This window comes from Ruegeria spongiae, from assembly GCF_023502395.1.
Lineage (GTDB): Bacteria > Pseudomonadota > Alphaproteobacteria > Rhodobacterales > Rhodobacteraceae > Ruegeria_C > Ruegeria_C spongiae.
The window spans coordinates 1-19,816 of record NZ_JAMFMB010000039.1 but is presented as its reverse complement, the minus strand read 5'-3'; the positions used below and the strand labels follow the sequence as shown (position 1 = coordinate 19,816).

General features: G+C 55.3%; 17 protein-coding genes. 9 read left to right on the top strand and 8 right to left on the bottom strand.

Features of this window, described 5'->3' with window-relative positions; translation table 11 throughout:
• Nucleotides 1–65 precede the first annotated feature (65 nt).
• The 8 genes from M3P21_RS20140 to M3P21_RS20105 all read right to left on the bottom strand — a co-directional run bounded on the left by M3P21_RS20140 (nt 66) and on the right by M3P21_RS20105 (nt 9,111).
• The gene (locus tag M3P21_RS20140; RefSeq protein WP_249713028.1) at nt 66–1,331 is read right to left on the bottom strand and encodes a pyridoxal phosphate-dependent decarboxylase family protein; all 1,266 of its coding nucleotides are present in this window, start codon (nt 1,329–1,331) and stop codon (nt 66–68) included.
• Between the two features lie 278 nt (nt 1,332–1,609).
• On the bottom strand, nt 1,610–2,500 hold the full coding sequence (locus M3P21_RS20135; protein WP_249713027.1) for a GntR family transcriptional regulator: 891 nt from the start codon (nt 2,498–2,500) through the stop codon (nt 1,610–1,612).
• A gap of 59 nt (nt 2,501–2,559) precedes the next feature.
• The gene (locus M3P21_RS20130; RefSeq protein WP_249713025.1) at nt 2,560–4,788 is read right to left on the bottom strand and encodes a N,N-dimethylformamidase beta subunit family domain-containing protein; all 2,229 of its coding nucleotides are present in this window, start codon (nt 4,786–4,788) and stop codon (nt 2,560–2,562) included.
• Nucleotides 4,789–4,803: 15 nt separating this feature from the next.
• Nucleotides 4,804–5,130 carry a N,N-dimethylformamidase alpha subunit family protein gene (locus tag M3P21_RS20125; RefSeq protein WP_249713023.1) on the bottom strand — a complete coding sequence of 109 codons (327 nt, stop codon included), beginning with the start codon at nt 5,128–5,130 and terminating at the stop codon, nt 4,804–4,806.
• A gap of 58 nt (nt 5,131–5,188) precedes the next feature.
• Nucleotides 5,189–6,226, bottom strand: coding sequence for an ABC transporter substrate-binding protein (locus tag M3P21_RS20120; RefSeq protein WP_249713021.1), 1,038 nt, complete (start codon nt 6,224–6,226; stop codon nt 5,189–5,191).
• 32 nt (nt 6,227–6,258) lie between these two features.
• Complete coding sequence (locus M3P21_RS20115) at nt 6,259–7,101, bottom strand: ABC transporter permease (protein ID WP_249713019.1); 843 nt, start codon at nt 7,099–7,101, stop codon at nt 6,259–6,261.
• The gene (locus M3P21_RS20110) at nt 7,101–8,006 is read right to left on the bottom strand and encodes an ABC transporter permease (RefSeq protein WP_249713017.1); all 906 of its coding nucleotides are present in this window, start codon (nt 8,004–8,006) and stop codon (nt 7,101–7,103) included. Before M3P21_RS20110 ends, M3P21_RS20115 begins: the two co-directional genes overlap by 1 nt.
• Before the next feature lies 1 nt (nt 8,007).
• On the bottom strand, nt 8,008–9,111 hold the full coding sequence (locus tag M3P21_RS20105; RefSeq protein WP_249713015.1) for an ABC transporter ATP-binding protein: 1,104 nt from the start codon (nt 9,109–9,111) through the stop codon (nt 8,008–8,010).
• A 305-nt stretch (nt 9,112–9,416) separates the two neighbouring features.
• On the opposite strand from M3P21_RS20105, the gene M3P21_RS20100 reads away from it, so the two are divergent.
• The 9 genes from M3P21_RS20100 (at nt 9,417) to M3P21_RS20060 (ending at nt 19,538) form a co-directional block, all read left to right on the top strand.
• Nucleotides 9,417–10,130 carry an IS6 family transposase gene (locus M3P21_RS20100; protein ID WP_249713013.1) on the top strand — a complete coding sequence of 238 codons (714 nt, stop codon included), beginning with the start codon at nt 9,417–9,419 and terminating at the stop codon, nt 10,128–10,130.
• 232 nt (nt 10,131–10,362) lie between these two features.
• Nucleotides 10,363–11,733 (top strand): aminotransferase, encoded by a 1,371-nt coding sequence (locus tag M3P21_RS20095; RefSeq protein ID WP_249713041.1) that lies wholly within the window; start codon nt 10,363–10,365, stop codon nt 11,731–11,733.
• Nucleotides 11,734–11,788: 55 nt separating this feature from the next.
• Nucleotides 11,789–12,028 (top strand): hypothetical protein, encoded by a 240-nt coding sequence (locus tag M3P21_RS20090; protein ID WP_249713012.1) that lies wholly within the window; start codon nt 11,789–11,791, stop codon nt 12,026–12,028.
• A 174-nt stretch (nt 12,029–12,202) separates the two neighbouring features.
• On the top strand, nt 12,203–13,576 hold the full coding sequence (locus M3P21_RS20085) for a glutamine synthetase family protein (RefSeq protein WP_249713010.1): 1,374 nt from the start codon (nt 12,203–12,205) through the stop codon (nt 13,574–13,576).
• A gap of 82 nt (nt 13,577–13,658) precedes the next feature.
• Complete coding sequence (locus tag M3P21_RS22810) at nt 13,659–13,790, top strand: DDE-type integrase/transposase/recombinase (RefSeq protein WP_373320090.1); 132 nt, start codon at nt 13,659–13,661, stop codon at nt 13,788–13,790.
• Nucleotides 13,791–14,326: 536 nt separating this feature from the next.
• On the top strand, nt 14,327–15,412 hold the full coding sequence (locus tag M3P21_RS20075) for a tetratricopeptide repeat protein (protein WP_249713008.1): 1,086 nt from the start codon (nt 14,327–14,329) through the stop codon (nt 15,410–15,412).
• Nucleotides 15,413–15,754: 342 nt separating this feature from the next.
• Nucleotides 15,755–16,774, top strand: a complete 1,020-nt coding sequence (locus M3P21_RS20070) for a tetratricopeptide repeat protein (RefSeq protein ID WP_249713007.1) — start codon at nt 15,755–15,757, stop codon at nt 16,772–16,774.
• A 344-nt stretch (nt 16,775–17,118) separates the two neighbouring features.
• Nucleotides 17,119–18,138, top strand: a complete 1,020-nt coding sequence (locus M3P21_RS20065; RefSeq protein ID WP_249713005.1) for a tetratricopeptide repeat protein — start codon at nt 17,119–17,121, stop codon at nt 18,136–18,138.
• 17 nt (nt 18,139–18,155) lie between these two features.
• Nucleotides 18,156–19,538 (top strand): parallel beta-helix domain-containing protein, encoded by a 1,383-nt coding sequence (locus tag M3P21_RS20060; protein ID WP_249713003.1) that lies wholly within the window; start codon nt 18,156–18,158, stop codon nt 19,536–19,538.
• Nucleotides 19,539–19,816: the final 278 nt, after the last annotated feature.

Here is a 19,816-nt window from a genome sequence, read left to right as displayed (position 1 = left end):
GTTTTACAGGTCAATAAACTGACCGACTTCACCGGACGAACACTGCTCATGCAAACTTGCGACGATTAGAGGTCTGCGGCGTAGGCGGCCAGAGCTGCCGCCGTAATGGTACCCTCGCGCACACCTTTGCCGATCTCTGCAAGCTCTTCCAGGAACCTGTCTACAATTTCTGGATCAACCATTTCCGCCGAAGGGTGCACATACATCGGATCAAAGGTACCCCAGGGAAAGTAGCCACGTTCCACCAATCCACCGTAGATATTGAGCATGTTCAATGTTTCTGAGCGGAAAGGAACAAGCAGTGACTGATTGGGCAGAACCTTGAAATCCTCGATAGCTTCAATGCCATCAACCAAACGCTTCTTGACTTCAAGGCAACGTCGATTGAGGTCCACATAACCATCCTCGCCCATCACACTGAACGCCGCCCAGGCCGCAACCACTGCAGCGGCTGGTCGGCTGCCCGAGGTCCCTTCGGTCACATAGGGTGGGCACTGCCAGTCGCTAATTTTGACCCCAACGTGATGGTATTTCTGGTAGTCCTTGGAGCGGTACATCACCGTTGATGCAGGCTTGGCCGCGTAAGCGTGCTTGTGCAGATCCGCAGAAATGGAACACACCGCCTCATGGCGGAAATCAAAGGGCGGAATGTCTTCTCCGAGGCGCTCCAAGAACGGCAGCAGGTAGCCGCCCACGCAACAGTCCACATGCATCCACAGACCATGTCGTTCGGCAACGCTGGCAAGATCCCCGATCGGGTCAATGCGCCCAAAGCCCCAATTGGGTGCAGAGCCGACAATCATGATGGTGTTGGCGGTCACCGCGTCATTCATGGCGTCGACATCCGCCCTGAAGTCCTCTCTTGCGGGGATGCGCACAATCTTGAGCCCCTGATAATGGGCGGCCTTGTCGAAAGCGGCGTGGCCCGTGCGCGGCATGACGATTTCATAGGGTTCCTTGGCATTGGGCAGGTTGTCCCGCGCCCATTCCCGAGCCGCGTGAATGGCCAGAAAGATACTTTCGCTTCCGCCTCCCGTGAAGTGGCCCAGCCCTTCGGTGCCGCCATTGAGCAGATCGACCGCCCAGGCCAATAGATCGCTCTGCATCTGCGCAAAGAGTGGATCCATCCCTGCTGAAACGCCGTTGCCATGGAAGTACATGTTGTAGGCTTCCTGAACGATATTATGGAGCTTGCCCTCGCCCAGATTAATGCCGTTCATCAGCTGATTGCGTGTTGACAAGGCAATGCCATCGTCGCGCAGGGTTGCGATATCAGATTTTACCTCTGACCAGGGACGGCCCTGCTTGGGGAATGGTGTTTTAGCGTTCATTTGTCGGTGCTCCTCATTTGGGTTTCTTGGGTGGTAGTGTCGTGGGGGTCCTTCAGTATCGAAATCACTTTTGGATTTGCTGGCATGGATATCCCCCGATGGCATCGCCAAGCCTTTTCAGGCTGTCGAGTGCGAACCGTCAGCGCAGCGAGGCGCCATGGTGCATTTCTCCGACCTGCCCCGCATCAATGGTTTTTGCTTTTCTCGTTCCGTGATCGGCTATGTTGATAGAGCGTCTCATCGATTTGTCCTCGGTCTGGCGTCAAAATTTGACGGCATCACTTCAAAAAGGCAGGTCCGGATTCCTTTGCTTTCTGAAGATGCTGTCGCATCACTGCAGCGGCTTTTTCTCGATCTTCAGCGTCAAGATGATTCAGGATCTCGATATGTTCCAAGCAGGACTCGGTGAGGCGACCAGCATCGATCAATGACTGATGCTCCATCAGACGACGCAGCCGGTTCTGATGCGCAACGGTTTGAGAGAGAAAACGATTATTGGCGCATTGCGCGAGGAACTCGTGAAACTCTTCGTCCAGCCGGATGATCTCAGCGAGGCTGATTTGTCGCCGCCCCTTAAGCACCTGCTCGTGACGCTTGCGTAGACCCGATGCTTTGACCTGGTCGAACCTGAACTCCGGGCTCAGAATGGATGCGGGTTCGACAATCAAGCGGAAATCATAACTCTCATCATGCGCTGCGGCCGAGTTCAATGTGGGTTCGAACTGCCAGCCATACCCAGGCATCCGCGAGACGATGCCGTCATCGGCCAGCGATACCAAAACGCGCGAGGCAGTCATTTTTCCAAGATTATAACGGTTTCGGATTTCGCCTTCAGATACCGCCTTGGGCACCTCTCCATTGAACCAATCCCTGGCAATCCGTTCCTTGACCTTTTCATCGTCTTCTTTTGGCAGTTTTTCAATGATCTTCAGCGCGGAACCGGTGTTCACAGTAACGAAGAACCCTTTGTTTGCCTGCTTCTCCAAGGCGCCAAAATCCTCCAGAAGGGTCAAAGTGGCGCGAATTGGCGTTCTGGAGACAGCAAATCGTTCTGAAAGCTCAATTTCGCGCAGATGGTCACCAAACTTGATTTCGCCATCTGCAATCAGTTGCAACAGTCTTCGGGCAAGGCGGACCTGCAAGTCGCTATTGGAGTTCTTTTTGGCCATCTTGCCCTCAAGTGTAGTTATCGTGCTCCTTGACACAATCACATTTCCTGAATCCAGCCTTAACACTGCGGGTACTCAAAAGGGGTTTTATCGTCAAATCGCCGCAGAACGTTTTCCGTCATTCTGGCAATTTCATTATCGTACCCATTCCACGCCATCGACCCTGCCCAGGCTATGGATCCGGTCGAAAAGACAGCACCTCCGCCGATGGTTTCGAAAAAGGTCAGGTCCGCACGAATGATGTCGGCCTGCGTCCCGCTCCAGTCCGGGGTCGGATCAAGCAAGTCCTCTGGTGTCATCAAGTAGATGTCGGTGTGGCGGGTCGATGTGGCCAGGACCAGAGCATGTTCCGGTGTGCCCTGAGCAAGGTCTGCGCGATCCACCTCAAGTCCGGCAGCCCCGCCTCCGGCAAGGCCAAAGTCACCAATTCGGGTCCCTTCGATACCATCAAAAATGAACGCTGCACGCGGGTTTTCCGCTTCGGGGCTGACGACATAAGGTTCCGACACATCAAAACCCTGCGACGTCATACCAACGCCGCACAGGTGGTTGGGCGGATGGCCATTGCGGCGCCAAAGCCCGCCATACTCTCCTGTAAAGCCGTGATAGAAGTGTCCGTGCCCGGGCTCCCACGGACGGATACCGGCCTCGGACCGGCGGCATTCCATGATCCCCGGCATGTCTTCGTTAAAGCTGACCACCCAATAGAAGCCATTGCCGCCAAGATACATCAGGCGACCGCCGCGATCGGTGAACCCCTGCATCGCTTCCATCATGTTGCGGGTGTAATATTCCGGATGGGTACCCGTCAGAATGACATTGTAGCGCTGCAAGAGACGCAAGCCGTCTTCGTGCATGTCTTCGTCGGTGATGACGTCATAATCCTGATCGATCGCATCCAGCCAACCCAGAATGTGGGTATCCGCATTGAACTGCCAGATATTGGAACCGTACCCCCCGAGGAAGGATTTCACCTTTGGTTGCATGTCTACGATGGGCCGCAGCCGGGAAGAGTGGAAAACGCCAGTGTCATCATCATGTGTTTCATAGACCGAAAACCCGATGCCAGGGTTGTCCTGCAGAAACATGTGATGACGATCAAGTTCGACAGCGCGGCCCATACCGATTTCCGTTCCCGGCACATCCATTCCCAGGCGATGGTTGGCATAGGCCAGATAGCTGCAGGTTGGGAACAGAAAGGCGACTGTATTGCCCGAGGCCCTGTCTCGGGGTGGGCGCACCGCAAATACGCAGTAATAGGCAGCCTCTTCGTCGCTGTCGGGGACAAGCCGTACGGTGTAGACCCCACTTTTCAGATCGTCGGGTATGGTGAGCGAAAAATCCACTTCCCAGCCTGCGTCGTACATATCGGTAGAGTGAAAATGTATCGCCGAGTACAGGTCAGGACGCAGCTTCCAATCCAGTTCCTGCCCCTTCCACAACCAGCCGGTCATGGCCCGTGTTGGTGCGTTGTGGATGTGACCGTGCAACTGATAGGGCGACACGTCGCAGATCATGCGCGTGGTCATTTTGCGGGAAAAATCCCACGCCCCCAAAAGCGACCGCTGACGGCGCAGCAAGGAAAAATCCGCAAGCAGATTTCGCAATGTCTCTGGCGCGATGGCGGTGTCAAAAAATGCAGGGCGGTCAATTCTGCCATCCAGAAAGCCCGTCAGTTCGCCGTCATCGTCACGCGATGCTGCGATAATACACTCACTCGGCCTGCCCGATGACAGATCCGTGCTGACCGTCACGACTTCCGGGCACGGCGGCTCGCTTGTGCTGTCACGATCCTGCGCAATGGCCAGCGACAAGGCTTTGGTGTCTGCACAATAACTCAGAGACACGATGTGCCAGTGATCAACCGACACTTGCATCGTGCTCGTAAGGGTCTGGCCCCCGGCAACACCGGTCAGCCTGTCGTGTTCATCAATGCCAATCTCGGCAAATCCGGGAAGCGCGAGGATGCTTCTTTTACGCCCGTCCAGCAGCGTCGGCTTCACGACAGCCGCCAGCGTAAAATCCCTGACCTCCTCAATCGCGTGCACCCCCGGAATAAGGACGCAGGAGCCCGGTCGAAATGGCTTGTCCAATGCCCTGCGATCGCCGCCAAGGTCGAGATCTATCAGCTTGTCCTTGTACCCCGGGCCATCCGGGTTGGTATCGCCCTGAATGATCTGGCGAAAATCGGCACGATAGTTCTTTGCTCCGAACGAGCCTACCATGACATCAATGGTTTCGCCGGGTTCCACCGTCAATTTGTTCGTGTATCCGACAATCGGCAGCATTGGTTCATTTTCCTTTTACGAGGAGTGCGGCAACAAAGCCTCAAGATCTTGACCCGTCAGGTCACTCCAACGGCGCTTGAAAATATCGCACTCGGCCTCGCGCAAATCTGTGTAGACAACTCCGTCGACCATCTCGACTTTTGCGCCACGTTGCTTGGGCAGTTTTCCCAACCGCCACTTGCTGTGGCGTTCTTCGACCACCAGAACATACTTGAAGTCCCAGTCCGCCCCACGCATCCGGTTGAGAACACGTTGCAAACCGGGGCTGTGATAGCCAATCGGCTCTGCCAGGAATTCACTGGCAAAGGGGAGATCGTCATCCGTGATCTGATAGCGGGCCATGAATGCCTCCGAAAAAAGGCCGGGGCAACATCTTGCCCCGGCGAGTCGCAGGGAGAGTTCAGTTGGTTTTGATGCGATCCCAGGAGCGTGTGTAAAGCTTCAGGTCTTTACCCAGATCGTCGAAGATCTGCAATTTGGCCCGCACGTCGGCTGGGGGGTTCACGGCGGGGTGGCCTTTCAACTCTTCTGGAAGCAGTTCAATCGCTGCGGTGTTCACAGAGCCATTCGTCAGGCGCTCGGTGTTCAACGCCGAGATGTCGGGGCGCATCATGAACTGCATGAACAGTTTGGCATTGTCCGGATTTGGCGCGGACGCCAGCAGGCAAATATCCTCCTGATACATGGTTGCACCTTCTTCGGGGACAACAAAGCCCAGCAGATCAGGATTTTGGTTCGCGTTCAGAACCGCGCCGACATACCAATGCGAGGCTGCCATATCGCCCGACGTGACCAGCGGCAGGATATCATAGCGGAACGCGCCGATGTTCGGCTTTTGCTCCAGGATGAACTGTTCTGCAGCAGCAATCTCATCCTTGTCGGTCGAATTTACCGAGTTGCCATTCATGATCAGGCCAACCCCAATGGTTTCGCGCAGATCGTCCAACATGGTCACACGACCCGGGTTCTCTTTGGCATAGTCAAAGAACTGCTGCCAGGATGTCAGCTCGGGGATCAGTTCCTTGTTGTAAAAGATACCGACAGCACCCCAGGCGTAAGGCAGACAATATTCGGCATTTGGGTCTTCTTTGGAGCGGATAGAACCGGGGTCGATATTTTCGAACCCGGGCATCTTGTTGACGCCTGAAGGTTGCAACAGTCCGGTCTTTTGCATGATGTCATGCATGTGGACCGAAGGCCAAACCAGATCATAACCGGTAGCACCCGCTTGCAGGCGCGCCAGCAATTCTTCGTTGGTGGAATACGTGTCCAAGGTCACTTCGACATCGAACTCCTCGCTGAATTTCTCGATGACCTCGGGGTTGATGTATTCCCCCCAATTGTAGAGCGCGAGATTGCCCTCGGCTGAAGCCATCGGCGCCACGAGCGTCAGGGCTGCTGCGGCTGTTGCCAGTTTGGATGTTGAAATACGTTTCATTGGTTCCTCCCAGATTATGGATTACGTATTGGTCAAGATTTGCGGCTGCGCAGGTAGAGACCGATCGCAGCAATAACGAATGTGAACAGAAGAAGCAGGACAGCCAGCGCATTGATTTGCGGCCGCAGCCCCCGGCGCATCATCGCCAAAATGAACAACGGCAGCGTTTGCGAACCTACGCCAGCGATGAAGTAGGTGATTACCACGTCATCCAGAGAGATGATGAACGCCAACAGGAAACCACCAACGACGCCCGGCATGATCTGCGGCAGTGTCACGCGGCGGAAGGTTGTGATGGGGCCAGCCCCCAAGTCAGCCGAGGCCTGTTCCAGGCTGGTGTCCATACCCGCCAGACGGGCGCTGACAACCACGAACACATAGCTCGACAGAAAGGTCGTATGGCCGATGATGATGGTCAGCAAGCTCAGCTTGAAACCGGCCCCGACAAAGAAGATCAGCAATGCGATCCCCAGAACGATATCCGGCACGATCATCGGCAGCACCAGAAGCGCTTGATAGAAACGCTTGCCAACAAAATGGTAGCGCGCCAATGCAATGGCCGTGGCTGTACCGATGACAGTCGAAACCGTGCTGGCGGACAGTGCAACGATGACGCTGTGTTTCACGACCTCAAAGATGCGATCGGGGGATTCCGTAAAGGCCGCGTCGAAGGAGGATTGTGAACTGGCCCCGCCAAAAATGGTCAGGTACCAGTCAAAGGTAAACTCCGTCCATATGGCCATGTTGATCGAGTTGGCGTTGAAGGAATAAACGAAGATCAACCCGAGCGGCAGGTAGAGAAAACCAAGGAACAGAAAGCCGTAACCCTTGAAAAGGGTCGCCCATATCTTGCTGTTGAGGATCTTGTCGAGCATCACGAAACTCCTCGGGCTTCAGCTTTGGCCTGCCGACTGAGCTGAAAGACAACCAGCACCACCACTGACGCCATGATCAGAAGGGCAAGTGCTGCGCCGAACGGCCAGTCACGCGATTGCAGGAAGGATCGCTCGATCAGGTTGCCGGTCATCTGCACTTTCGACCCCCCAAGGAAGGACGGCACGATGAAGTTGCCAAGCGCCGGGATGAACACGATGACAGAGCCTCCGATGATCCCGGGCGCGGTCAAAGGCAGGATCACCCGGCGGAACGTCTGCAACGGGTTGGCCCCAAGGTCTTGTGAGGCGCGGACCATCGAATAGTCCAGTTTCTCTACGTTGGCGTAGATTGGCAGGAACATGAACGGCGTCAGGATATAAACCATGCCAATGATTACCGAGAAGTTGGTGAACAGCAGATCCAGTGGTTCGATGATCAGACCTGCGGATTGCAATACCGTGTTGAAGAACCCCGTCGGGCGCAACAGCAACAGCCAGGCATAGATCCGTACAAGGAGATTGGCGAAGAACGGCAAGGTGATCATGAACAGGGCCAGGTTCTTTTTCGCCCCCTGCATGCGGCTGACCCAGAAGGCCGCGGGATAGCAAATCACAAAGGTGCCGATCACCGTCATGATGGCGATCTGAAGAGAATTGAGAAAGATCTTCAGGTAGATCGGTTCAAACTCTTCGTAGTCGTTCAACGGCCACCCGATGATCCGACCGTAATTATAGGGGTACCAGTTCCATTCGACACCACCATACAGGCCGGGTTCGAGAAAACTGTAAACCATCATGATCCCCAGCGGGACCAGGAAGAACACGGACAACATGACCGTGAAAGGGGCCAGCAGCAGGATCAAAGACCGTCGCTTGCGTTTCAGAATCGTGTCCGAGCTGGTCATGTCAGCGCCCAATCGCTTTGATCAGGTGAGCTGCGTTGGGAGAATAGTAAAGTTTGACGCTGGTGCCAGCTTCGATCCGTTCGCCGTCGTCTCCACGGTTGTGGCGATGATGCACGATTGCCGTGCGGCCTTTGCCGACATCGACGTGCAGATGCAGATCAGAGCCAACAAACACGCTGGCTTCGACCGTTCCATCGATACAGCTCTCTGGAATTCCGTTGCCACTTGGCGCCAGTTTCAAGTGTTCAGGTCGCAGGACCAGCTCAACATGATCGCCCCTGCCAAAGCGATCGGACGTCGCCAGAACCTGCCGCTGATTTGCCGTCTCGATGGTCAGGAGCGCACCGTCTTTCGCTACTACCTTGCCTGAGAAAATATTGCTGGTCCCGACAAAATTGGCGACGAATTCATTCGCCGGTTCATCGTAAATTTCGGTCGGAGCCGCCAATTGCTGAACTTTGCCATTTGCGACCACGGCAATCCGATCCGACATTGCCAGGGCTTCTTCCTGATCATGCGTCACAAATACAAATGTGATCCCGACAGAGTGTTGCAGATTCTTCAATTCGATCTGCATGTTTTCGCGCATCTTGCGATCCAGCGCAGACAGTGGTTCATCCAGCAACAGAACCCGGGGCTTCAGCACCAATGACCGCGCCAGGGCGACGCGTTGTTGCTGGCCACCGGAAAGCTGTTTTGGCTCGCGACTTCCAAATCCTGCCAGGCCAACAAGCTCCAAAGCTTCTTCCACGCGCTTATTTCGCTCCCCTTTGGCAACCCCAGTAACATCCAGACCGTATCCGACGTTGTTGGCAATGCTCAGGTGGGGAAACAAGGCATAGCTCTGAAACACCGTATTGAAGGGACGACGGTGAGCCGGCACGCCCTTCAAGCTCTGCTCCTCGAAGCTGATTTCACCAGAATCGATATCTTCAAACCCGGCGATACATTTTAGCAGCGTTGTCTTGCCGCATCCTGACGGGCCAAGAAGCGTCAGAAATTCGTTGTTGCGCACATCCAGAGACACATCGTCCAAAGCATGTATCAAACCGCCTTCCGGCGTTTTGTACGCTTTGTGCGCCGATGCGATCTTCAAGAAACTCATAGTTTGATTTCTCCCTTCGCGCTCACCGGTCATGTTTTTACGGTGATGCAAAATACAGTGTATTTGTAGTGCTCTCAAATACATTATGTCAACACGCAATCTCGCCACCGTTAGCCCGGTGGTTCGCCGACTACAAAAGGAAGAAACATGAAAAATCACGCGGTCGAATTTCAGGGCTTCAATTGGAGTTGTTGCAAGATTCTGGCCGTCGAAGTTTCATCTTGTGAACCCATGCGTTTAGATGAGGTGTTTGAGCGGCAACGTAAACTTAATGCACAGGCCTCGTTGAAGTGCAATTGGGCCGCATGACCATCATCAAAGCCAACACCAACAGTTCTTGCATCTATCGCCGCCACCGCTTCCCGCCGGATGTGATCGCACATGCGGTCTGGCTGTATTTTCGCTTCCCACTTGGCTTGCGTATGGTCGAAGACCTGTTGGCAGAACGCGGTATCATCGTGTCACACCAAACCATCCGCATGTGGGCGGAGAAATTCGGGCGTCAGTTTGCCGGAACAATCAGGCGCCGCTCAGATGGGCAGTTTGATGGTAAATGGCACCCCGACGAGGTCGTTATCGTGATCCAGGGTAAGAAACACTGGCTTTGGCGGGCGGTTGACCAAGACATATTTGTCCTTGATGTGCTGGTGCAGATCCGACGCAACACCAAAGCAGCCTGGCGGTTGATGCGAAAGCTGCTCAAGCGGCAGGGAATTGTCCCGCGCGTCATGATCACTGATAGACTGCGCTCGTACCGGGCGGCGAAGCGGAGGACGATGCCGAGTGTCGAGCATCAATCACGTAAGGGCGTGAACAACCGTGCTGAGAATTCCCACCAGCCAACGCGACAACGAGCGAAGGTGATGAAGAGGTTCAAATCAGCAGGCCGCCTGCAACGCTTCGTATCCATCCACGACCCAATAGCCAATCTGTTCCATCTGCTCCGCCACGAAATGACATCAGCCGACTTTCGGGAAATGCGGTCTCTTGCTGAGCAAACCTGGTGTGAACTTGCATAGGTCTCAGTGGATTAACCGCAAGGTCAGTGGAATTCGCTGACCTGTGACAGTCAAGTTTACGGCGCCCCCCGCTATCACGCTGGATTCACACAGTGAATCCCTCAGTCGATTTGTGCAACAAGGCGATTGTGTTCGGAATTCACCTTTCATGCTTGATGTTTTTTGCGTTGACTAAAGTCCAAAGCTTGCTTTATGTATTTTGACAATACAAAAGAACAATAGAGGTCACGCTATGAACAAACTGTCTGCAAATTCATGGGAGCACCGAGACATGGACAATGTCTTTCATGGCTTCACTGATCTGGGTACGCTGAAGTCAAATGGCCCGGTTGTTCTGACGCACGGCGAAGGCATTCATGTCTTTGATGTTCATGGCAAAAGCTACATGGATGCTAATTCTGGCCTGTGGAACAATGTTGCGGGGTTCAACCATCAAGGTCTGATTGACACGATTTGCACCCAAGCGCGCCGCTTTCCGGGTTACCACGCCTTTTTCGGCAGAATCGCGGATACAACTGTGGCTTTGTCAGAAAAACTGGTTGAGGTCTCGCCCTTTGCTGAAGGCAAGGTTTACTACACCAATTCCGGGTCCGAGGCGAATGACACGATGGTCAAGATGCTGTGGATGCTGCACCGGCGCAATGGCCAACCGCAGCGCCGCAAGATCATCACGCGCCTGAACGCCTATCACGGGGTGACGGCAGTGTCTGCGTCGATGACCGGCAAGGCCTACAATGCCGAGTTCGGCCTGCCACTCCCCGGTTTCCTTCATGCAGATTGCCCACACTACTGGAGGTTTGGGCTGGAAGGGGAAAGTGAGCTGGAATTCTCGCAGCGTCTTGCACGCAACCTCGAAGAGCTGATCATCAAGGAAGGCCCCGATACCATTGCTGGTATGTTTGCAGAGCCTGTCATGGGGGCCGGTGGAGTCATCCCGCCGTCGGAAGGGTATTTTGAGGCGATCCGCCCAATTCTGCGGAAATATGACATCCCGTTCATTGCCGATGAGGTGATCTGTGGATTTGGGCGTACAGGTGAAATGTGGGGCAGCGGCAAATACAACATGGAGCCGGATGCCATCATCGCGTCCAAATGCATCACCGCTGGATATTTCCCAATGGGGGCGATCATCCTGGGTAAAGATCTGAGCGATGAATTGGCCCGCGTTTCGGAGCAAGCCGAAGAATTCCCGCACGGGTTCACCGCTGGTGGCAACCCATTGGGCAGCGCTATCGCGTTGAAAGCGCTCGAGGTGCTCGAAGAGGAAGGGCTTCTGGAAAACGTCAACCGGGTCAGCCCGCGCTTTATGGAACGTCTCCACAAACTGGGCGAGCACAAATACGCTGGCGAAGCCCGTGGCGTTGGCTTGATGGGGGCCGTTGAGCTTGTCGCGGACAAATCCACCAAGGAAGCGTTGCCTGGCGATCTGCAAATTTCTGAGCGCATTGCCAACAAAGCGCTCGAAAAGGGGCTGATCTGCCGGCCACTGGGCGCAGCCATTGTACTGGGCCCCCCCTTTATCGTTACCACGGAACAAATCGATGAGATGTTCGATATCCTCGAAGAGACCATGTCCGACGTTTTCGCCGATGTCGGTCTGTGATCAACACCCCCGGGATTTCCACCGCTGTGGCTTTCCCAGCCCGACGCACGGTTTGTTGAGCAAGGCAGATCACTTTCCTGTCAAGTTGTTCAACAAGACGGGAAAGGGCGCATTCGTTTTCGGATGTGAACACGCGGGTTACCGTATTCCCAACGCGCTCAGATCGCTCGGCCTGTCCAAGGCCGAGCAGGCTCGGCATATCGCCTGGGGCGTTGGAGCGGCACAGCTGACAGAAAAGCCGTCAAAAAATGGACAGCTTGGCCGTTCTGCAACGCTGTATCCGACTGGTCTATGATTGCAATTGCACCGTGACCCACCCTGACACCTTTGTTGTCGATGCGGATGGACTGCATGCTGCGAGCCATGAAAACCCTTACGGATCGAAAAGAAAAGAGAGGTTTGGGCGATTGTGCTTGCGCAAGCTCTTCACACCTTTGAAAGCCAAAACGTCTAATTCAGGATTCGCGCAATGACAGGTCAGAAACTCAATCTGAAGACCATTGAAGATGTCCGTAATTATGTATCTGAAAAAGACCCCAAACACGTCAAGGTTGGGTTCTTTGACATGGATGGTGTGTTTCGCGGCAAGTTTATGGCAAAGGAAAAATTTCTGTCAGCGTTGGACGATGGCTATGGGTTTTGTGACGCAGTATTGGGCTGGGACGTTGCCGATACGCTTTATGACAACTCGAAATTCACGGGCTGGCACACCGGATTTCCCGATGCCAATCTGCGGATTATTCCTGAAAGTGGAATGATCCTGCCGTTCGATAATGAGACGGTTTTTTTCAGTTCGGAGTTTGCCGGGCGTGCCGAAGCAATCTGTCCGCGTGCAGTGCTGCGCCGGGTGCTTCAGCGTGCAAAAGACATGGGTTTTGTTGTCAATGCAGCGATGGAGTTTGAATTCTTCATATTCCAGGAAACACCGGACAGTTTGGAAGAAAAGGGATTCAAGAATCTGCAGACCCTGACGCCGGGCAACTTCAGCTATTCAGCACTGCGGTCGATTGTGCAGGAAGATCTGTATCAAGACATCTTAGACACGTTTGACAGCATCGGGATCGAGCTGGAAGGGTTGCACGCAGAAACTGGCCCAGGTGTTGTGGAAACTGCGATTGCTGTCGATGATGCGCTCTCGATGTCCGACAAAGCGTCAATTTTCAAGGCTTTCATGAAAATTCTAGCCCAAAAGCGCGGACTGATGGCGACCTTCATGGCGAAATGGAACCAGCAACTTTCGGGTCAAAGCGGGCACACACATATGTCTTTGTGGTCCATTGAGGGTGTGCCGTTGTTTGTTGACCCTGCCGGGAAATATCAGATGAGCCAGACCATGCGTCATTTTCTGGGGGGGCAACTGGCGCACCTGCGCGAATTTGCGGCAATGATCGCACCCAATATCAATAGTTATGCAAGGCTGACACCGGGGCATTGGGCGCCGACATCCGCGACCTGGGGTGTGGACAACAGGACTGTCGGCATTCGGGTAATTCAGGGATCAGAAAAATCACAGCGACTGGAATACCGCATTCCCGGTTCGGATGTGAACCCGTATCTTTCGATGGCGGCGGCAATAGGATCAGGGTTGCTGGGGATCGAACGCGAAATCGATCCCGGCGCCGCGTCGATTGGCAATGCCTATGATCAGCCTGTGCCAATAGATCGGCAATTGCCCACAAATCTTGAAAGTGCAGGCATTCTTTTTGCTGGGTCCGAAGCAGCCAAAGATTTGTTCGGCGCCGCCTTTGTTGAACACTTCGCGGCATCGCGGATATTTGAGGCCCAAGAGTTTGGCCGGGCGGTCACAGATTGGGAACTCAAACGGTACTTTGAAGTCCTATGACGGTATTGCCATTTTTTTTGGGGGACAGCGTTTCGCCGATTGCATCTAGCGGGATCGGCCCGCCGCCAATGACAAATGGCCTCTGGATGAAGTTGTCATCCCAATCAATGGTGAGACGTTCTGGATTTGGCGCGTCGTTGATGCAAATGGAGATGCTCTCGATATCCTGGTACAAATGGGCGAAATGCAAAAAGCCGCTGGGCGGTTCTTATAACGCCTTGACCCAGCCCCCTGATCAAACGTTTCGACCATCCTCGGATTGTAAGCGCAGAAAAGCTTCGAAGATATTTCAGGCCGATCCGTTATCAGATCATCGCCAAATCATCCCGTTATGCCACATCCGACGCCTTGGACTTACGGATGGGCTACGCAATCGAAATGACCGCCTGACGGACGCATATCAGACCACAGTCAGGCACGTGCGAACAAGTTGGGAATGCCCTTCAAGATTTCGACGCAGCGTAACATCACCCGTACGGTCCCTATGTCCACAATGGCTGTCCGAATCGCTTTGCAAGCTTGCCGGTTTATTTAACACTAAACGGGAACATGTTGCCCCAGAGGGCCAGGATATCAAACTTCACCGGCACGTTCGCATGGCCGAGGTACTGGAACTTTTGAATGAGGATGTGGCGTATATCGTCGCCTTCCGTTCGCACTCGAAGTCCAGGTTCCGATGCCAACTGCGCCGGAGAAACGTCCTGAGGCCCTGACGCCGGTACCGGGGCTATGAAATAAATGGAGAGGACCATGAGGGTATCAACAGAGAACTTCAAGCACGCGCTGCTTTCTTCGACGCTGGCCTGTCTGATCGCGGTGCCCGCGTTTGCTCAGACCGGGTCGGTTATGTCCGATCTTGCAGACCCCGAAGCGCTGGCCAGGTTCCGTGCCGAAGCGGCCGAGCGCATCAAATGCGACCCGATCGAGGATTGGGACGCGAAAATGGCCGCCTTCGAGGCTGACGGCAACAAGAAATGGAAACAGGCCGAAATGGGCTGCGCCCTTGAAGCCGGGTCGCAGGCGCTTGATGAAATGTCTCTGCCAACCAACCTGATCTGGGCCTTCGTGACCTTCCGGGTCGACAATATCGAAAGGCACCTTGAGGTTCTGGGGGGGCATCTTGAGTATTTCGAAGTTCTTAAGGAGGATGCCGGCAGATTGGATTCGGGTGCCGAGCGCTCCGCCGAAGTTTACGTGCGCTGGATGCAGAACCGCGAACGCGCCGAGGTGATCCTGGAGAAGATCGACCCGATTGTCCCGAAGCTGACCGAAGCGCGCATTCTGCGGGCCGCCTATCAACTGGCCTCGACGCTGCGCGAGAGCACCTCCGAAGAACAGGGCGATGCCCTGAACGCAGCCAAAGCGGATCTGGAGATCGCTGTGGCGGAAAAACCCGAGGCGCTGGATGGGCTGGGCCAGATGATGCTGGGTCAGATTCTGGTCACGCTGCCGGAGTTTCTGGATGGCGATACCCCGCGTGGGATCGAACTGCTTGAAAATGCCAATGCGCTGAATCCAGCAGATATGTCGGTGCACCGGGCGCTGATCGATGCCTATATGGGCGTGCGCGAGAATGACAAGGCCGTAGCTTTGCTTCAGGCCGCGCTTGAAATCGACCCGGCCGACGTGAACCCTCAGGACTATGTCGATGACATGCAGTTTCTGGGCGGTCTGGCCGTGCGTCTTGATCAGCCCGAGATGGTCACCCAGTTTGCTGAACGACGCAGCGCCATGTTCGACAAGATGCCAGAGCTGCATACCCGGAAAGATGTGGCAACGCTTGGCCATGGCAGCGAAAATCCGTTCACGGGTGTGGACTCGAACGATCTGAACTGACCCAGCGGAGCACAGAGATGCAAACCATGCTGAGCGCTAGCAATATCCTGTGCACCGCCGCTTTGGCCGGTTCGATGCTTGCGGTCGAACCGGGTATTCATCTCGGTCGTTCTATATCGGCACCTCGACCGATCGGCAGACCGCCGCAGTGACCCAACGAGGAGGTGACCGAGATAGTCGCTCTGCTGTCCAGATATGAAGCTGAAATGCTGCTGCGGGTCGGATCACACGCACTCGTCCCGGGCCTGACGCCCGGGTCGGGGCACTAAATTAATTGGAGGAAACATGGCACGTTCATCACGGTACATAGCAAGCGCATTGGCATTATGCACTGTCGGTTGCATGATGGCCCTTCCCGCGTCCGCCCAGTCTGGAACGGTACTGTCCGAGAATGAGTCGCCGGAAAATCTGGCACAGGCCCGTGCCGCTGCGGCCGAGCGCATCAAATGCGATCCGATCGAGGGTCAGGATGCAAAAATTGCCGCCTTCGAGGCCGCTGGCGGCAAGAAATGGGACGAGGTCGAGATGGGGTGCGCCCTTAAGGCCGGGTCGCAGGCGCTTGACGAAATCTCTTTGCCTGCCGGTCTGACCGAAGCTTCCTCGACCGCTGATATCGAACAGCACCTGGGGGTTCTGAAAGCGCATATCGAGTATTTCGAAGTCTTGGACAAGGACGCGGCTGGTCTGTACCTTCCGGTTGAATCCGCTGCCGATCTGCACGTGCGATGGACGCAGAACCGCAACCGCTCCGAGGTGATCCTCGCAAAGATCGACCCGATCCTGCCGGAACTGACCGAAGCGCGCATTCTGCGGGCTGCCTATCAACTGGCCTCGACGCTGCGCGAGAGCACCGACCAAGAAAAGAGTGCGGCACGGAACGCAGCCAAAGCGGATCTGGAGATCGCCGTTGCGGAAAACCCCGAGGCGCTGGATGGGCTCGGCCAGTTGATGCTGGGTCAGATTCTGGTCATGCTGCCGGAGATTCTGGGTGGCGATGCCCTGCACGGGATCGAACTGCTTGAAAACGCCAATGCTCTGAATCCGGATGACCTGTCGGTGCACCGGGCTCTGGTTGCTGCCTATATCGGCGAGCGCGAGACCGACAAGGCCCTGGCGGTGCTTGCGACCGCGCTTGAGGTGGACCCGGCGACGATAAATCCTCAGGACTATGTCGATGACATGCAGTTTCTGGGCGGTCTGGCCCAGCGTTTGGAACAGACCGAAATGGCCGATCGGTTTACCGAAAGCAGGAGCGCCATGCTGACCGGGAATCCGGAACTCCTCGAGCGGGGAACAGCGGCCTCACTGCGTTATAACGGCGATAATCCGTTCACGGGACAGGACCCGAACGATCTGAAATGAAAACTTAAGAGAGCATTATGCAAACCAAGCTGATCGTCAGCCGTTCTCTGAGCACTGCCGCTTTGGTCGGTTCGACGCTTGCGGTCAAACCGGTGCTCTCATCCAACCGGGTATGCATACCCGATCGGTCTATATCGGCAGACCGCCGCAGTGACCCAACGAGGAGGTGACCGAGATAGTCGCTCTGCTGTCCAGAGATGAAGCTGAAATGCTGCTGCGGGTCGGATCACACGCACTCGTCCCGGGCCTGACGCCCGGGTCGGGGTACTAAATCAATTGGAGGAAACATGGCACGATCATCACGGTACATAGCAAGCGCATTGGCATTATGTACTGTCGGTTGCATGATGGCCCTTCCCGCGTCCGCCCAGTCTGGAACGGTACTGTCCGAGAATGAGTCGCCGGAAAATCTGGCACAGGCCCGTGCCGCTGCGGCCGAGCGCATCAAATGCGATCCGATCGAGGGTCAGGATGCAAAGATTGCCGTCTTCGAGGCCGCTGGCGGCAAGAAATGGGACGAGGTCGAGATGGGGTGCGCCCTTAAGGCCGGGTCGCAGGCGCTTGACGAAATCTCTTTGCCTGCCAGTCTGACCGAAGCTTCCTCGACCGCTGATATCGAACAGCACCTGGGGGTTCTGAAAGCGCATATCGAGTATTTCGAAGTCTTGGACAAGGACGCGGCTGGTCTGTACCTTCCGGTTGAATCCGCTGCCGATCTGCACGTGCGATGGACGCAGAACCGCAACCGCTCCGAGGTGATCCTCGCAAAGATCGACCCGATCCTGCCGGAACTGACCGAAGCGCGCATTCTGCGGGCTGCCTATCAACTGGCCTCGACGCTGCGCGAGAGCACCGACCAAGAAAAGAGTGCGGCACGGAACGCAGCCAAAGCGGATCTGGAGATCGCCGTTGCGGAAAACCCCGAGGCGCTGGATGGGCTCGGCCAGTTGATGCTGGGTCAGATTCTGGTCACCTTGTCCGAAGCCGTAGGCGGCGATGCCCCGCGCGGGATCGAACTGCTTGAAAACGCCAATGCTCTGAATCCGGATGACCTGTCGGTGCACCGGGCTCTGGTCGCTGCCTATATGGGCGAGCGCGAGACCGACAAGGCCCTGACGGTGCTTGCGACCGCGCTTGAGGTGGACCCGGCGACGATAAACCCTCAGGACTATGTCGATGACATGCAGTTTCTGGGGGGGCTGGCCCACCGTTTGGAACAGACCGAAATGGTCGATCGGTTTGCCGAAAGCAGGAACGCCATGCTGGCTGGGAATCCGGAACTCCTCGAGCGGAGAACAGCGGCCTCACTGCGTCATAACAGCGAAAATCCGTTCACCGGCCAGGACACGAACGATCTGAATTGAAAACTTAGGAGAGAACTATGCAAACCAAGCTGATCGTCAGCAGTTTTCTGTGCACAACCGCTCTGGCCGGTTCGGTCGTAGCCGCCGAATGGACGGTTCCATCGGGCGCTGTCATTCAGGATTACGTGGATCAAGCCCAGCAAGGCGACACCGTGCTGGTCGAGCCCGGTGTCTATAACCAAACGGTCTATATCGACAAACCCAATATCACTCTGCGCGGCTTGCGAGATGGCGACAATTGGGCCGTGATGGATGGCGAGTACATTCTGAACGATGGGCTCATCACGTCGGGCCATTCCTCGACGATCGAAGGCTTCTATGTCAAAGGCTACAAAGGCAACGGCATCATGACTCAGGGTGCCAACAACTTCAAAATCCTGAACAATTACGTTGAAGGGGCGTTTTACGGCATCTTCCCGCAATACGGCACCAACGGCTTGCTTCAGGGCAATACCGTCACGGGCGCCGAAGATGCAGGCATCTATGTCGGCATGTCGGACAATATCGACGTGATCGAGAATATCGCCTTCGGCAACGTCATGGGGCTGGAGTTCGAGAACACCCGCAACGGTCTGATGGCGAACAACCACACCTATGGCAACACTGCCGGCATCACGCTGACCCTGATCCCGGGCCTGCCGGTCAAGGATTCCTACGACATGGTGATCCGCGACAATCTGATTGAGGATAACAATCTGCCGAACTTTGCGCCGTCAAGCTCGGTGGCCGCTGGCGTTCCGCAAGGTATCGGCATCGGTATTCTTGGCCCCGACGGTATTACGATTGTTAACAACGAGATCAAGAACAACGGGACAAGTGGGATTCTGATCGCGGATCAGCAGCTTCTGGGAGTCGCGACCGATCCCAAGGTTGATCCGTTTACCGATGGCATGCGGATTCTTGAGAACACTTTCAGTGGCAATGGTGAGGATCCGACCGGCATACTGGGCAACATGAGCAAACAAGCAGGTGCCTCGAATGTCGATGTGTTTGCGGCTGGCAAGGGCCGCGGCAGTTGCATCGTCGAACAGGAAGGTGTCTCCACGCTGGGAACCAAGCGCTGGGAGGCCTGTGACACCTCAGAGGAACTTGCGAATTATGAAACCGCAATGCTCGAAGGCGGCGCAGACGAGCCGGTCTATACAGCAGAACAAAAAGGCCGTCTGACCTATCTCGCGGTCTGCACCGGATGTCACACCTACAGTTCGGTTCTGCACGGCCCGTCGATGCAGTCGATCCAGGCGTTGTACAAGGACAACCCGGACGGGATGATCGAGTATATCAAAGCACCAGTCGTCAAGCGGGAAGGTTTCCCCGAAATGCCGCCGCAGGCTTATCTGGGTGAAGCCAACCTGGCAGCGATTGCCAATTACATCCTGACGGAACTTGGACAGAATTGATCTCAGGGTGGCGGGCAAGTGCCCGCCACCTTTTTCTCTCGATCTTCCGGGGTGGCACCGTAAACTTAACTGTCACAGGGGTGTTGTCACGTTAACCGTCGTTCGGTTGCTCATGCCCGTAATTGGACGTAGGTGACATCAATGAAGTCATCGAAGCCCTGGATTATCGAGCTGCCTAGGCTCTGGACCCGTTAATATGGTTGCCGCGATCTTGTTTGCATGATTCAAGCCCCAGAGTTTTTGAGGGGTGCATGGTGAGTAATCTATTCTGGTTGACT

Excerpts from the sequence above, each read along its gene's own strand:
- M3P21_RS20140 (WP_249713028.1), bottom strand. The coding sequence starts at position 1,331 with ATGAACGCTAAAACACCATTCCCCAAGCAGGGCCGTCCCTGGTCAGAG.
- M3P21_RS20135 (WP_249713027.1), bottom strand. The coding sequence starts at position 2,500 with ATGGCCAAAAAGAACTCCAATAGCGACTTGCAGGTCCGCCTTGCCCGA.
- M3P21_RS20130 (WP_249713025.1), bottom strand. The coding sequence starts at position 4,788 with ATGCTGCCGATTGTCGGATACACGAACAAATTGACGGTGGAACCCGGC.
- M3P21_RS20125 (WP_249713023.1), bottom strand. The coding sequence starts at position 5,130 with ATGGCCCGCTATCAGATCACGGATGACGATCTCCCCTTTGCCAGTGAA.
- M3P21_RS20120 (WP_249713021.1), bottom strand. The coding sequence starts at position 6,226 with ATGAAACGTATTTCAACATCCAAACTGGCAACAGCCGCAGCAGCCCTG.
- M3P21_RS20115 (WP_249713019.1), bottom strand. The coding sequence starts at position 7,101 with ATGCTCGACAAGATCCTCAACAGCAAGATATGGGCGACCCTTTTCAAG.
- M3P21_RS20110 (WP_249713017.1), bottom strand. The coding sequence starts at position 8,006 with ATGACCAGCTCGGACACGATTCTGAAACGCAAGCGACGGTCTTTGATC.
- M3P21_RS20105 (WP_249713015.1), bottom strand. The coding sequence starts at position 9,111 with ATGAGTTTCTTGAAGATCGCATCGGCGCACAAAGCGTACAAAACGCCG.
- M3P21_RS20100 (WP_249713013.1), top strand. The coding sequence starts at position 9,417 with ATGACCATCATCAAAGCCAACACCAACAGTTCTTGCATCTATCGCCGC.
- M3P21_RS20095 (WP_249713041.1), top strand. The coding sequence starts at position 10,363 with ATGAACAAACTGTCTGCAAATTCATGGGAGCACCGAGACATGGACAAT.
- M3P21_RS20085 (WP_249713010.1), top strand. The coding sequence starts at position 12,203 with ATGACAGGTCAGAAACTCAATCTGAAGACCATTGAAGATGTCCGTAAT.
- M3P21_RS20075 (WP_249713008.1), top strand. The coding sequence starts at position 14,327 with ATGAGGGTATCAACAGAGAACTTCAAGCACGCGCTGCTTTCTTCGACG.
- M3P21_RS20070 (WP_249713007.1), top strand. The coding sequence starts at position 15,755 with ATGATGGCCCTTCCCGCGTCCGCCCAGTCTGGAACGGTACTGTCCGAG.
- M3P21_RS20065 (WP_249713005.1), top strand. The coding sequence starts at position 17,119 with ATGATGGCCCTTCCCGCGTCCGCCCAGTCTGGAACGGTACTGTCCGAG.
- M3P21_RS20060 (WP_249713003.1), top strand. The coding sequence starts at position 18,156 with ATGCAAACCAAGCTGATCGTCAGCAGTTTTCTGTGCACAACCGCTCTG.